The organism is Thermomonospora umbrina, from assembly GCF_003386555.1.
GTDB classification, from domain to species: Bacteria; Actinomycetota; Actinomycetes; order Streptosporangiales; family Streptosporangiaceae; genus Thermomonospora; species Thermomonospora umbrina.
In genome coordinates, this window is the sequence record NZ_QTTT01000001.1 from 2,811,933 (window position 1) to 2,826,269 (window position 14,337).

A 14,337-nucleotide genomic window follows, 5' to 3' on the forward strand; every position below is an offset into this window, starting at 1 on the left:
CGACGGCGGGCGGAAGAGGCATCGAACCGTTCGTGGACTACGGAGCCGTTCGTGGGCTACGGGGCCGAACGTCGGCCGCGCGAGCCAGCGCCCCACGATCCCGAAGCACCTGGTGCACCGTTGACGAACCATCAAGCTGTCATGCCTCGGGCCTACCGACATGTTCGGTCCGTTCGAGCAGCCCGTGGTGTCGTTGTGGGATATCGGCCCCACGAGCAAGCGGGACTTCGCGTGCACCTTTCACGACATGTCGGGGCAGTCTGAGGACGCTGGTCACCGCACAGGTCTACGGCGGCGGTCGTCATTCCTGGCCCTAGTTGTTCCGCGAAAGCGAGGCCGTATGGCCAAGCCTGATGCGATCGCTTGACGGTTGCCGGTTCTAGGGGCGTCGCCAGGGCCTCCGCCTGTCGCCGCTTCTAGGCGAGCGGCGACAGGCATCCTTCTGAGCGGCAGCTCGTCGTTCCGTCGAACGGGAGCACCGTTACCCGGTGGTCGGGTGCGCTGCCGAATGTGGGGACGTTCAGAGAGGCGGGAGCAGGTCACGGGCGATGCCGGCGATGACAGGGACCAATCCCAGCAGAACGAACGCCGGTAAGAAGCAGAGTCCCAAAGGGGCCACGCCACGGATGCCGACCGCCCGGGCCCGTGCCGTCGCCTCGGCGTTCGCGGATCGCCGTCGATCCTCCGCGAGGCGGGTCAGCGCCGGGGCCAGGGCCGCGCCGCTGTCCACCGCGCGCGCCACCGTGCGTCCGAGCGCGGCGAGTTCCGGTCTTTCGGTGAGCGCCCACCATGCACTTGCCGGGTCGGCGCCCAGTTTGACCTTGGCCGCGACTCCTCGCAGCTCGTCGGCGACCGGGCCCCCGAGGGCATCGGCGACGGCCTCGACTGCGGCGGCCCATGAGGCGCCTCCACGGAGGCACGCGGCCAGCAGGTCGACCGCGACGGGAAGGTCGGCGGACAACCTCAGCCTGCGTTGCCGCTCTTCGCGGGGCTCCATACGCCTCAGGGCGATCGCCGTGCCGAGTGCGGCCGCCGCACCGAGGACGAGCCCGAGCACACCGCCCATGAGCATCGTGATGGAGAGTCCGGCCAGTGCCGCCACCGCTCGTTGCTTCGTGTCCCTGGTCCGAACGAAATGTGCGCTCGGCCGCCCGGCGGCCCGACCGTCACCGCGGGAGTTGCGGCTTTCGGTGTTTCCGGTGGCTCGTCGATGGTGAACGGCGGCGCGGCGAGCAGGTGCCCGATCTCGCACCGAATTTGGAGAGGCCCGTTCTGGGTGGTACGGCACGACGTTCGCCGGTACGCCGCGTAAACCGTACCCATTCGACTGCTTGCTGTGGCTGTTCGGAGGGGAGCGGCGAAGGCGGTGGCCCTCATTGCGTGCAAAAGGAAGTTCGCTCAGCCTTTGGACGGCAGCAGACATTCTAGGCGGCCACGAGAACCCTGCCGCCATCGCACAACCGACGGCCAAGAGTAGCCAACCATGCATTTTACCCTCCCTGTAAATTGTCTTGCATTTTATGGAGTCTGGGGGCGCCATTTTCTTTGATCGAACGTGACTCCATCCAGGGAGTCGTGTGCGATCTGAGACGTGGAAGCCTTCGCAATCAGCTCATCTGTACCTTCTAACGCGGGATCTCCGCCGATCGTGCGAGGCGGTGCGTCCACCAGAGCCCGACCACGTCCAAGCCGATTCCCGAAAGCAGACAGAGCATGCCGGGAATCGTTCCCAGCAGAAACGCCAGAGGATCGGCCCCCAAGGCGACGCCGAGCGCGAGACCCAGCAGCGGCAAGCCCGCCAACAGTCTGGCCGTGGCGCGTGGGCCGGCAAGTTGCGCTGCTATCTCCAGGCGTTGAGCCTCATCGTCTCTCAGGGCGGTGGCCACGCCGCCCACGACGGCGGCGAACGCGCCGCCCTTGTCGACACCGATCCGCCAGCACGCCGCGAGCATTCGCAGTCCCTCGGCCCCCGGCTTCACGGACAATTCGTCTAGTACTTGATCGATGCTCGGGACATCTGGCATATCCTCGTAGGCCGGATTCCCGTGACCGTTCCGCCACTTTGCCAAGACCGGCCCCGCAACACGCGAGTCGAGCACTGTCACCGCGTTCGTGAACGCAACCTCCGGCGGTCGGCCGGCGCTCAGTTCAGCGCTCAGGCCATCACATAGTTCGATCACTGCGGTACGCCATGCCACTATGTCTCGACGCCTGTCACGCGCGGCATTCATTCGTGCCCGCATACTTCCCAGAAGCGCGAGCATGGGCGACCGGTGCGGCCTGTGCATAACCGCCGTCATCCGTCGAACGGTCACTGATGGCCCCAAGAGCACCCATAGTGCGCCCGCCGAACAGAGCATCGCCACGATCACCTCGTTCATCACTCACTTTCCGTCCTACTTGTTCGATGTCAGCGTCTCAGACACATGTTTGGTGAATGGGAATGACCTTCATCCACCGACCGATCTCGCCGGGCATGCGCGGCGGCGGGCCGCCGAATTCGATTCATTGAATCGGCTGAGCGGGAGGGCGCCGGTTTCATTCTGAGGGCCCTCAGCGATATCACGGCAATCCCGACCGAACGCGGGCCCGTGCCCCGATGTGCCCGTGGACCGGGCCGGGAGAGCGGCGAACCGGACTTCCTGACCAGGGGCGTCGACGGGCGTTCATACGGAGGTCCATCTGTGGTCGAGGCGGTCGGCCAGGACCGTCGCACCGGCTCCCGCGGTCAGTCGCCCGTCACCGGCGAACGTGATCGCGGGAATCGCCTCGACCAGGCCGTTCGGGGCGCGTTCGAGAAGACAGATGTCCGCCACCCTGCGGCGACCGTCGACGGGGTCCCGGATCAGGTGCACGACGATGTCCAGTGCGGCGGCCAGTTGGCTGTGGACGGCCTCCCGGCTGAGACCCGCGGCACAGCCCAAGGCTTCGAGGCGTGCGGGGACATCGGCCGCCGTATTGGCGTGCAGAGTTCCGCATCCTCCTTCATGGCCGGTGTTGAGCGCCATGAGGAGATCTGCGACCTCGCGGCCTCGTACCTCGCCAACGACCAACCGGTCAGGCCGCATGCGCAGGGCCTGGCGTACCAGATCGTGCAACGTGACCCCGCCCGCGCCCTCGATGTTCGGCGGCCGTGCCTCGAGGCGGACGACATGCGGGTGGTCAGGCCGGAGCTCCGCCGAGTCCTCGACGAGGACGAGGCGTTCACGAGGGTCGGCCAGCGACAGCAGGCTGCTCAGCAAGGTCGTCTTGCCCGTTCCGGTGCCGCCGGTGATCAGGAAGGCGGGGCGTGCGGCGACGAGGGCCGCCATCAGAGGGGCACCCTCGTGGGGAATCGCTCCGGCCGCGACGAGCTCGTTCAAGGTGAAGCCCTGACGGCGCGGCAGCCTCAGGGACAGTGAGGTGCCGCCTGGGGAGACCGGTGGGAGCACGGCGTGCAGGCGGACGCCACCCGGAAGCCGGGCGTCGACGTAGGGAGCCGCATCGTCAAGGCGACGGCCGGCCATGGCGGCCAGACGTTGAGCCAGCCTGCGCAGAGCGTTCTCGTCCGGGAAGCGAACCGAGGTTCGCACCAGACCGGCACCCGCGTCCATCCAGACCTCGTAGGGGCCGTTGACCAGGACGTCGGTGACGTCCGGAGCTCGCAGGAGCGGCTCGAGCGGTCCGGCGCCCACGAAGTCCGCTTGGAGTTCGTTCACCAGGGTGAGCACCTCTTGGTCCCCCAGCAATCCCCTTTCGGCTCGCAGGGCGGCCGCCACCTGCCCGCCCGTGGGCTCACCACCGTTGCCCGCGAGTCGGTCGCGGACGGCGTCGACGAATCTGGGGTCGTTCATTTGCAACACCTGCCTGTCCGAGAGTCGAACGGCTTGACCGCGAGGGCCGAAGCGGACGACTCATGGGGTCGATGGGAACGAGCGTTGGCCCAGGGAAACCGGCCTGGATGCCGCCTCTGTAAGGGCCATGCGTTGCTGTGCGGTCGTGGACTCACTGCGATGGCTCCGTTGCCGCAGGGTCTTGATCAGCGGTTCCTTGGGCGTGGACTCCTGACGATGGCTTCGCACAGCGAGAGGACTTCCGGGCCCAGGCCTATGCGAACGTGGACGGCCGACTGAGGGGTGGGGGCCCGCTGGTTCGGGTTTGTCTTGGCTCGGCCATGTCATCGGTTCATGGGTCCGTGCAGTCAGAAGGGCTGGCCATATTGGGTCCTTATGAGCTGGAGATGAGCGGTCAGGCGAGACGGGGGGCTCGCGGGACACGGGTGGAAGGGCTCAAGGCGGGTGTAACCGGGCATCGTGGTGTGGGGCCTCCTTACTCGCGCACCGACGAAGTCTGGGAGGTCGGCTGCGCTGCCCGGCTGCTGAGGTCCACGCATGTCTGGAATCGCGGTCGCCTTTGGCGACCACCGCCACTGCCATGACGCCGCCGTGCGGGTCAACCGGGGCCGAAGATTGGAACACTCACGGCACCAGGCGTTGACGCGTCAACGGCTCCGTACTTCGAAGCGGTGACTGGTGCCGGGCGTCGACGGCACCGGTCGTCGGACGGGTGACGGTGCCGTTGCCAGCGTTGACGGTGCCGGGAGATGGGAATCTCCACGCCCCAGTCGTCGAAGCGTTGACGGTACCGACGATGGCGGTGCCGAGACGTCGGCCTTTGGGCACACGGCCTTTGGACACCGACGGTCTTGGGGCCGACGGTCTGGGGCCGACGGTCTGGGGCCGACGGTCTGGGGCCGACGGTCTTGGGCCGACGGTCTTGGGAGCAACGGTCTTGGGAGCGACGGTCTTGGGGCCGACGGCGGATTGCGGTTGCGACGTTGGAAGCACTTAGGGGTCGGAGTCGACGGCCACTGGCGCCCGCGACGTTCGATGCGCTGAGGGGTCGGGTCCCACGACGTCCGGCTCGCCCCACATTCGATGCCTCGGGACTGTCCCAGGCGGCACCGCCAGGACCGTGGCACACGTTGACGCCCTGAAGGACGCGGAGTTGGCCACCGCCGGCGCCTGCGGCGTGCGATGCGCTGAGGGCTCGGACTTCGCGATGTCCACCCGGCACCACGTTCGATGCCCGTCGGCGTCGCGGGCGGCACCGTCGCACACGTGGTGCATTGAGGGACCGCGAGTCGACGACGGTCGGCAGCCTTGACGTGCGCTGTGCTCCGGCGGGGAGTCGACGTCCAACGACGGCCTTGTGCCAGTGACGTACCGGTGCCGGAAGGGCGGCGAGCGGGCGGGTTCCTGGCGTGAGGGCTGGTTGGGAGGCCTTTCGGGCCGGGAGCGCGACAGGGCCAGACGGGGCCTAGTCGGGGGGCGGCTCCTCTTGGGATTGGGCGTCGGGTGGGTTTGAGGGGTCGGGTGGGCTTTTGCGGACGAAGAGAGCGCGGAAGCGCTGGAGGGAGGCCTGGTTCGTAGAGCGTGGGGGGCATGGGTGGTCGGGGATCAGCCGGAGCGGAGCCCTGGGGCCGCCCGGCGGTCTGCGGCCGTGCTGACGGGAGTGCATTCGGGGGTGCCGTGGTGTGGGGCTCATGCCGCCTCGGTCTCGTGGGTCAGTGAACGTGGCTTCAGGTCGTTGATGAGGGCGTCGCACAGGTCGGGGAGCGAACCGCGTCGGCTGAGGCGGACCAGGTCGCCGCGTTCGACGGCAGCGGGGAGATGACGGTCTTCCTGGAACACGCCGGCGAGAGGAAGCTCCAGCGCCTCGGCGATCACGTCGCCGGACAGGCCGCCGGGTGACGGGCCGCGGATGATGAGGCGGACGTCGTCGGTGTCGCGGCGGAGTCGGGCGGCGACCCGGTCGGCCGCCGCCGTCGCGCGGAGCTCGGCCGGGACGACCAGCACCGTGTGGTCGGCGGCGCGGAGGGCGATGCGTTCGGTCTCTCCGGGGTCTCGGGCGAGGTCGATGACGACGAGATCGAAGCCGCGTCGGGCGGCGTCGAGGACGGTGTTCATCGCATCCGCCGTGAGCGGCTCGGCATCGCCGCGCGGCCAGGAGAGCACGGATAGCTCGTCCACGGCGGGCAGGGATCGACGGAGGGTGTCGGCGCTGAGACGCCCCCGCCGGTCGGCGAGGTCGGGCCAGCGGGAACCAGGTGTGGCCTCCTGACCGAGGACCAGGTCGATGCCGCCGCCCAACGGATCACCGTCCATGAGCAGTGTGCGCAACCCGTTCCGGGCCCCGGCCAGGCTCAGCATGGCCGACAGAACGCTGGCGCCCGCGCCGCCTCGTCCGCCGACGACGCAGACGGTGGTCGCCTGCGCGTCGTACGGCTCGGCCGCTGCGGCCAGCGCATCCACCAGCCACGGCTCGTCGGAAGGGAGGGCCGCCAGGTCTTGAGCGCCCACCTTGACGGCGGCGCGGAACGCGTCCGGGGCGTCCACCTGTGTCGTCACCAGGACGACTCCGGCACGACGGGCGATGCCATCGGCCGCCAGGCCTTCCGCGAGATCGTCCCCGACGAGGACGAGCGGCGGCTGGTGCCAGTGGGACTTGGCCTGGTCGGTGGTGGACACCACGACGGCTTGAGCGTTCGCTGCGACGGCGAGCCGCATGAGGTCGTCGGCGATGCGGGGATCGCGGGTCGCGATCAGTGCGGTGATGGCCATGGGAGCCTCCGTGTTGTCGGTTGACTCCACGATGGGGGCGGGACGACCTGGGGGTGAAGGTCTAGCCGCTTCTGTGGATAACCGTTACCGGGCCCGACTCGGTCGCCCTCCGAAGCTGGAGGCGAGTCCAAGGCCAGAAGCGAAACCCGGGGCCGGACACGAGCCCAAGGCCGGACACAAGTCCAGAGTTCGAGACGAACCCGAGGGCCAAGACGAACCCGAGATCCGATGCGAACCCGAAGCCAGAGGCGAACCCAGACCCGAAGAGGTCCTGAGGCCCCAAGGTGAACCCGAGGCCTGAGACGAACCCGAGACCCGAGGCGAATCCTGGCCTGGCGCCAGCCCAAGGCCTGAGACGAACCCAAGGTCCGACGTGGGCTCAAGGTCTGAGCGGGCTCAAGGTCGGAGGGCGACCCGAGGCCGGGACGCGAACCCGAGGCCCGAGGCGATGCCGGGGTCCGAGACGAGCTCAGGGTCCGAGATGAGCTCAGGGTCCGAGATGAGCTCAGGGGCCCGACGCGGGCCCGAGTGCCCGACGCAGGCCGAGGCCGGAGGCAGGCCCGAGGCCCGACGCGGGCCCGAGGCCGGAGGCAGACCCGAGGCCGGAGGCAGACCTGAAAGCGAGGCGATGCCGGGGTCCGAGGCCCGAGGCGATGCAGGGGTCCGAGACGAGCCCGGGGTCCGAGATGAGCTCAGGGGGGCCGACGCGGGCCCGAGTGCCCGGCGCAGGCCCGAGGCCCGACGCAGGCCCGACGCGGGCCCAAGGTCGGAGGCAGGCCCAGGGTCGCAGGCGGACCCGAGGCCGGAGGCAGGCCCGAGGCCGGAGTTGGGCCCGAGGTCGGAGGCAGGCCCGAAAGCGAGGCGAGCTTGCCCTGAGATCGGAAGCGAGGTGGAGGGTCGCCGCGGGGCAGGTCCCTCTTGGGAGGTACGGGTCGCATGGTCGGCGCCCTTCCTGCCGAAGGACGCTGCCTCCCCGATGGCGTTCGTGGCGTTGCCAGGCACCGGCGGGCCAAGGGGGATGTCGGGGTGGCTGGTGTGGAGGGCCGCGTTCGGTGGGGGCGGGCGGACATGCGACGACCCCCGCCGGGGGGGATAGCGGGGGTCGTCGTGCGGTCCGACTCCGGGGGGGTAGAGCCGGCCCGTTCCAAGAAAGTCTCGAGGTAGATCAACCTTGGGTGCCCTATGGCGGGCACGACAGTTTGATCTAAGGGAAGCGTAGGAGCTCGTTGCCTACAGTCTAGGCAGATACAACATATGCTGCCCGATCGTTGTCACTTCCGTCGAGCGCCTAAGTGATACAGCAGGAGATGTTTTTTGCGGACTTCGCAGTGTCGGTCGTCGACGAAGTAGGACATGTGCCCACCCAGCCCCTCAAGCCAGGCGGCGCAGCACGTGGGCGGGGCCGGAGTGGAACGGCCCGAAGGGTTCCGGCGCCGGAGTAGGCGGTCCGAGTGTTCGGTGGACTTCAGGGCGATCACAGTGGGTGATCAAGACCAGAAGGCATTCCGAGCTCTCATACTGCTGTGGTTTTAGGCAAAGAGGGCCAATGGGGAGGACTTCGCCGCTCTCGACGATGCCCCCCAAGGGGTGGGCCGTACTCGGGAGGGACCCTCAGAGAGGGCTTGTCAAATGGGCAAATGAGGCGTAGACAGGTGTCACGGACCAAGTGTCCGTACACGGCACCCGGGCACCCACGCGCGACCAGCCGCGGGAGGCGCGTCGAGACGGGCTTGACCCGATCCGACGATTCAAGGAGCACGCTTGGTAACCCGGTGTGACGTGTGGCGGCGGCGTCCCCACGGTGGGGCGCCGCTCGCCATGCGGCGGGCTCGCCCCGATGGTCCTGATCGACGCGACACGGGCCCAGATCCGGCGTCTCGGCCTCGGGCCGGATGACGAGTCCACCGCCCGCGCGGAGCCACCCCAGATACAGCCACATCGTCGCCGCACGATCTCCCACGAGGCCTTGCCCCGCGCCACGAGCGGTTTCCCAACGCCCGTGGAGGTCGACGCCTGGTGCGTTGTCCAGAACCGTTCACCGGGGGTGGTGACATGCCGGGCACTGCCCCGGCGCAACGGCTGTCAACGACAGGGTCGGCAGGCCCCGGTACCGGGCGTCCAGCCCGGGCACCTGCCGGCGAACCAGCGCAACGCACGCGCCCCGAGCATCCTGAACGCGCCCGTATCCGCTGCACGCGCCGATGGGAAGACGGCGCAGGGGCACTGGCCAGTCCGGCTCAGCCGCGCATGTACGCCTCGCAGATGGCGAGGGAGTCTCGGGCGGCGGCCTTGAGGGCGGCGGCGCAGTGGCGTACCCACGCGGCCACGCCCTCGGGGGTGCCGGTGAGGTAGGCCTGGGCCGCCTTGGCGTACTCGGCGGCGAACTCGGCGTGGCCGACCTCGGGTGCGGTGAGCGACTTGGGGTCGAGGCCGCGTTCGACCAGCGTCAGGCGTTCCGCGGCCCGGGCCACGATGCCGTCGCCCCAGCCGAACGGCCGAAGGGACAGGAGTTCACCATGGACGATGGCGGCGACGACGGCGGCCGGGGCCTTGGTGGGCTGGGTGAGCAGGGCGCTCAAGGCGTCCAGTCGGGCCGCGACCTCGGCGGGGGGCGGGGGCGCGCCCAGGCCGAGCGGGTCGGTGGCCGACCGGTCGTCGGTACGGGGGCGGCCCAGGTCGTCCGACTCGACCGCGTCGGCGGCGACCAGCACGTGAAGGCGCGCGAGGACCTGCCGGGGGGCGTTGCGCCAGGTCGTGGGCAGGGTTCCGAGCTCCGCCGACACTCGCAGGGATCCCTGGACCACGGGGTCGATGTGCGCCGCACCGTTCGAGGCGGCGGGCGGTGGGCCGTCATCGGACTCGGCGAGGGCGGCCGCGGCGTCCTTGCGAAGCTCGTCCAAGGTGACCGGCACGCCCTCCAGCGCCGCGGACGCGCGGGCCGCACGCAGGGCCGACTCGGTGGACACCTCGGCGCTACGACGGCGGAGGATGCGGTGGCCGAGCAGTCGGTCCACCGCGCCCCGGGCGTCGGCGACCGCGTCGGCGACTCCGGGAAGCGCCGCCACTTGGGCGAATGGGTCGGTCACGGTCATCGACCCTATGCCGTCCTGGAACCCGCCGAGACCCCACCCCCCGGCCGTCGGCGAACGCCCCATGAAGCAACGGCGGCTCACGCACTCGGCAATGGGAAGACGCCCCAAGCCTCCCCGAGAGCCCGCGAGCCGCCCGGCCCGGAAGGCGCCCGCAACCGGTCCATGGCAGGTAGAGAGGTGGGATTCAGGGTGGGGTTGACCTTGTGACGCGCGGATTTCCCTGGTGAAGTGGACGGCACCGGGCGCCACCCACTGTTCCCTCTCAGGAGGAGAGAAACGCCGTGAGCGACACGCGGGCGCCATGGGCCGGCAGGTCTGTGGGCTCGACGGACGCGGAGGGATCGCCGTGCCCTAGAAGGACGGGCGAGGTCCCGGGCGAGGAACGGAGAACGCACCGGAAACGGCCCGGCGAGGAGATCAAGTGAGCCAAGAGACCCTTTCCAACCTGCTTCAGGAGAACCGGCGCTTCGCCCCGCCCCCCGAGCTGGCGGCGTCCGCCAACGCGACCGCGGAGACGTACGCGGAGGCGGCGGAGGACCGGCTCGGGTTCTGGGCGAGGCAGGCGGAGCGCCTGTCCTGGTCGAAGCCGTGGGGGGAGGTGTTGGACTGGACGAACCCCCCGTTCGCGAAGTGGTTCGTGGGCGGGGAGCTGAACGTCGCCTACAACTGCGTGGACCGGCATGTGGAGGCCGGCCTCGGTGACCGGGTCGCCTACCACTGGGAGGGCGAGCCGGGCGATACCCGTACCCTCACGTACGCGGACCTCCAGGGCGAGGTCAACAAGGCGGCCAACGCCCTCCTGGAGTTGGGGGTGCGCAAGGGCGACCGGGTGGCGATCTACCTGCCGATGATCCCGGAGCTGCCGATCTCGATGTTGGCGTGCGCGCGGATCGGGGCCACCCACTCGGTGGTGTTCGGCGGCTTCTCCGCGGACGCGTTGCGCAAGCGGATCGACGACGCGCAGGCCAAGCTGGTCATCACCGCCGACGGCGGGTACCGGCGCGGCAAGCCGTCCGCCCTCAAGCCCACGGTGGACGAGGCCGTCGCCGAGACCCCCAGCATCGAAAAGGTCCTGGTCGTACGCCGCACCAACGAACCAACGGCCACCCACGAGCGCGACGTCTGGTGGCACGACCTCGTAGACGGGCAGAGCGACGAGCACGAGGCGCAGCCCCATGACGCCGAGCATCCCCTGTTCATCCTCTACACGTCGGGGACGACGGGTAACCCCAAGGGCATCCTGCACACGTCCGGCGGCTATCTCACCCAGGTGGCGTACACGCATCACGCCGTGTTCGACCTGAAGCCGGAAACGGACGTGTACTGGTGCTCCGCCGACATCGGCTGGGTGACGGGGCACTCGTACATCGTCTATGGGCCGCTCGCCAACGGCGCGACCAGCGTCATGTACGAGGGCACCCCCGACACCCCGCACCGGGGCCGTTGGTGGGAGGTCATCCAGAAGTACAAGGTGACCATCTTCTACACCGCGCCCACCGCGATCCGGACGTTCATGAAGTGGGGAGACGACATCCCCGCCGGGTACGACCTGTCGTCGCTGCGGCTGATCGGGTCCGTGGGCGAGCCGATCAACCCCGAGGCGTACGTCTGGTACCGGCACCACATCGGCGCGGACCGCTGCCCCGTGGTGGACACGTGGTGGCAGACCGAGACCGGCGGCATCATGATCAGCCCCCTGCCGGGCGTCACCGAGGGCAAGCCGGGTGCGGCGATGCGTCCCCTGCCGGGGGTCAGCGTCGACGTGGTGGACGACCAAGGGCAGGCGGTGCCGAACGGCGGCGGCGGGTTCCTCGTGGTCAAGGAGCCGTGGCCGTCGATGCTGCGGACGATCTGGGGCGACGACGAGCGGTACGTCAAGACGTACTGGTCGCGGTTCGAGGGGATGTACTTCGCCGGGGACGGGGCCAAGAAGGACGACGACGGCGACCTGTGGCTGCTGGGCCGCGTGGACGACGTGATGCTGGTGTCGGGGCACAACATCTCCACCACCGAGGTCGAGTCGGCGCTGGTCTCGCACCCTAAGGTCGCGGAGGCGGCGGTCACGGGGGCCACCGACCCGGTCACCGGCCAGGCCATCGTCGCGTTCGTGATCCCCCGGGGCGCCGCCGAGGGCACCGAGGGCGAGGGCTTCGCCAAGGAGTTGCGCGACCACGTCGCCAAGGCCCTCGGGCCGATCGCCAAGCCAAGGCAGATCATGGTGGTCCCCGAGCTTCCCAAGACCCGCTCGGGCAAGATCATGCGGCGTCTCCTCAAGGACGTCGCGGAGAACCGTTCGCTGGGCGACGTCACCACGCTGACCGACGGCTCGGTGATGGACCTCATCTCCGCCAAGCTCCCCGCGGCCAAGTCCGAGGACTGACACCGGTCGGCCGTGCGGTGAGCCGCCCACCGCACGGCCGGCCGGGGTGGGATCCACCGTTTCGCCGTTGATCGGCGGTCCGGCCTTCCCAGGCGGGGCCAGGTTCGAGAAGGTGACCACGGCGGTGCAGATCGCCGGTCTGATCTCGTCCACACCGGCCACGCCGGTGTTCCGGAGCCGCGCACGGCGACACGCCGCCGTGGACGTCCCCGGCTGAGCCCGGCGCCTCCCGCATGGTGGTGCCGGGTGGCAGTACGGTGATCCCTGCTGCCAGGCTATGCACCGGGCCCTGGGAGACCGGTGCCCTGGGAGAAGGGGAGCGACATGACGGAGGCAGGGCCGGGCGAGCGTATCGAGGATCAGTCTCTCGGTGAGCTGGTCGCCCAGGCGTCGAGCGGCATCTCCAAGCTGATCAGGGCCGAGATCAGCCTGGCGAAGATGGAACTGAAGGTCGACGCCCGGAAGGCGGTGATCGGCGGCGCCCTGTTCTTCGTGTCGCTGGCGGTCTTCGCGCCGGTGATCATCTTCCTGGGGCTCGCACTGGCCTATGGGCTGATGGAGCTCTTCGACATGTGGGCCTGGCTGGCGTTCCTCACCGTGGCCTTGACCTACGTCGCGGTGGCCGTGCTGCTCGGCGTCGTGGGCGTGCTGGTGGTGAAGCGGATCCGGGGCGCCCAACGCACCCGCCGCACCCTGGGCGACCTGCCCAAGGCCTGGCAGCACGAGTCGGACAAGCCCGCGATCGCCCAGACCGACTGACGAACGACGGAGAGACATGCCCGGGCGCGACGAGTCGGTCATCGATGCCGAGGGCCCCTGGACCCATCGCGCGGTGAGCGCCGGTGGGACCCGCTTCCATATAGCGGAGGCGGGTGAAGGGCCGCTCGTCCTGCTGCTGCACGGCTTCCCCCAGTTCTGGTGGTCGTGGCACCACCAACTGGTCTCGCTGCCCGCCGCCGGGTTCCGCGCGGCGGCCGTGGACCTGCGCGGGTACGGCGGCAGCGACAAGCCTCCGCGCGGGTACGACCTGGTGACGCTGGCCGGCGACGCCGCCGGACTGGTGCGCGCACTGGGAGAGGCCAACGCCATCGTGGTGGGGCACGACTGGGGCGGCCTGCTGGCCTGGACGATGGGGGTCTACCACCCCAAGGTCGTCCAACGCCTGGTAACGGTGTCGGCCCCCCATCCCCTGCGGCTGCGCCAAGCCGTACGGAACGGGCTGCGCACCCAGGCGTGGGCCACCCGGCACTCCCTGGAGTTCCAGGTCCCCATGTGGCCGGAGCGACGCCTCGTACGCGACGACGCCGCCCTGGTGGGCCGGATGCTGCACGACTGGTCGGGCCCCGGCTGGCCGGACGAGCGCACCGAACGGGTCGTACGCCAGGCCTTCCAGATCCAAGGGGTCGCCCACTCCGCGATGGAGTACCACCGGTGGCTCATCCGCTCGCTGCCCCGCCCCGACGGCATCCGGTACGCGCGCCGTATGCGCACCCCCATTCACGTGCCCACGCTCCAACTGCACGGCGCCCTGGACACCTTCACCCTCCCGAGCACAGCCCAGGGCTCAGGCCGCTACGTGGCCGCCCCCTACCGCTGGAAGCTCCTCGAAGGCGCCGGCCACTTCCCCCACCAGGAACGCCCCCGCTCCTTCGACTCGCTCCTCCTCGGCTGGCTGAACGACCCCGAACCCGACCGCTGACCCGCCCGCACCGTCATCCCCTTAGGGCCAGGTCGATTGCGGTGGACGGCGGCTCAGGATGCTCCGCCAGGCGCCGACTCGCGTGAACGAGCCCCGCGACGTCGATGCCGTGGGGCGCGGAGGCCGCGTAGGGCTCCAGGCGGTCGGCGGCCCGAGTCAAAAGCGCCCGAGCCCCCCTCGGGTTGCCCCGGCGTATATGGGTGACGCCCACCGCGATCTGCGCCAGCCCCCGCCACAACTCGCGCTCCACCTCCGGGGCCGCCTTCCATGCCGCCTCCAGCACCTCGTGGGCGTGGAACGGCCGATCCGCGTCAAGGAGCCGCTGCGCCTCCGTCAACGCCTCCTCGGGGCTCATGACCATCTCGTCGGGCATCGTGGGCTCCCCGACGGCCCCATGCGGCAGCGGCCGCCCGTACGCATCCCTGGGCCGCGCGTTACGAGCACGCCCCGACTCATCCCGATCTCTCACTCTTCCATTGTGTGGGGGGACGACCCCCCACGCCCCCCGCGCCTGGTGGTGGAGATCTTCAGGTCGGGGCACGCGGCTGGGGTGGCCGGGTGCTG

The 14,337-nt window shown here is 69.8% G+C and carries 9 protein-coding genes; 3 read left to right on the forward strand and 6 right to left on the reverse strand.

Going from position 1 to position 14,337, the window contains the following annotated elements:
- Positions 1-520: 520 nt before the first annotated feature.
- From DFJ69_RS12465 to DFJ69_RS12485, 5 genes are all read right to left on the reverse strand, one after another.
- Positions 521-1,102 (reverse strand): type II secretion system F family protein, encoded by a 582-nt coding sequence (locus tag DFJ69_RS12465; protein ID WP_245974290.1) that lies wholly within the window; start codon positions 1,100-1,102, stop codon positions 521-523.
- 523 nt (positions 1,103-1,625) lie between these two features.
- Positions 1,626-2,381 carry a type II secretion system F family protein gene (locus DFJ69_RS12470; RefSeq protein ID WP_116026587.1) on the reverse strand — a complete coding sequence of 252 codons (756 nt, stop codon included), beginning with the start codon at positions 2,379-2,381 and terminating at the stop codon, positions 1,626-1,628.
- 285 nt (positions 2,382-2,666) lie between these two features.
- Positions 2,667-3,833: a TadA family conjugal transfer-associated ATPase gene (locus tag DFJ69_RS12475; RefSeq protein ID WP_116022633.1), complete on the reverse strand. Its 1,167-nt coding sequence runs from the start codon at positions 3,831-3,833 to the stop codon at positions 2,667-2,669.
- Between the two features lie 1,689 nt (positions 3,834-5,522).
- Positions 5,523-6,602 (reverse strand): septum site-determining protein Ssd, encoded by a 1,080-nt coding sequence (ssd, locus tag DFJ69_RS12480; protein WP_116022634.1) that lies wholly within the window; start codon positions 6,600-6,602, stop codon positions 5,523-5,525.
- Positions 6,603-8,839: 2,237 nt separating this feature from the next.
- Entirely contained in the window at positions 8,840-9,694 is an 855-nt protein-coding gene (locus DFJ69_RS12485; protein ID WP_211328602.1) for a Fic family protein, read from the reverse strand.
- Positions 9,695-10,115: 421 nt separating this feature from the next.
- Between DFJ69_RS12485 and acs the strand changes: the two genes are divergently transcribed.
- The 3 genes from acs (at position 10,116) to DFJ69_RS12500 (ending at position 13,773) form a co-directional block, all read left to right on the forward strand.
- On the forward strand, positions 10,116-12,074 hold the full coding sequence (acs, locus tag DFJ69_RS12490; protein ID WP_116022636.1) for an acetate--CoA ligase: 1,959 nt from the start codon (positions 10,116-10,118) through the stop codon (positions 12,072-12,074).
- A 324-nt stretch (positions 12,075-12,398) separates the two neighbouring features.
- Positions 12,399-12,833 carry a phage holin family protein gene (locus tag DFJ69_RS12495; RefSeq protein WP_116022637.1) on the forward strand — a complete coding sequence of 145 codons (435 nt, stop codon included), beginning with the start codon at positions 12,399-12,401 and terminating at the stop codon, positions 12,831-12,833.
- A gap of 16 nt (positions 12,834-12,849) precedes the next feature.
- Complete coding sequence (locus tag DFJ69_RS12500) at positions 12,850-13,773, forward strand: alpha/beta fold hydrolase (RefSeq protein ID WP_116022638.1); 924 nt, start codon at positions 12,850-12,852, stop codon at positions 13,771-13,773.
- A 13-nt stretch (positions 13,774-13,786) separates the two neighbouring features.
- On the opposite strand, the gene DFJ69_RS12505 is transcribed toward DFJ69_RS12500, so the two are convergent.
- Complete coding sequence (locus tag DFJ69_RS12505) at positions 13,787-14,146, reverse strand: DUF309 domain-containing protein (RefSeq protein ID WP_245974291.1); 360 nt, start codon at positions 14,144-14,146, stop codon at positions 13,787-13,789.
- Positions 14,147-14,337 lie beyond the last annotated feature (191 nt).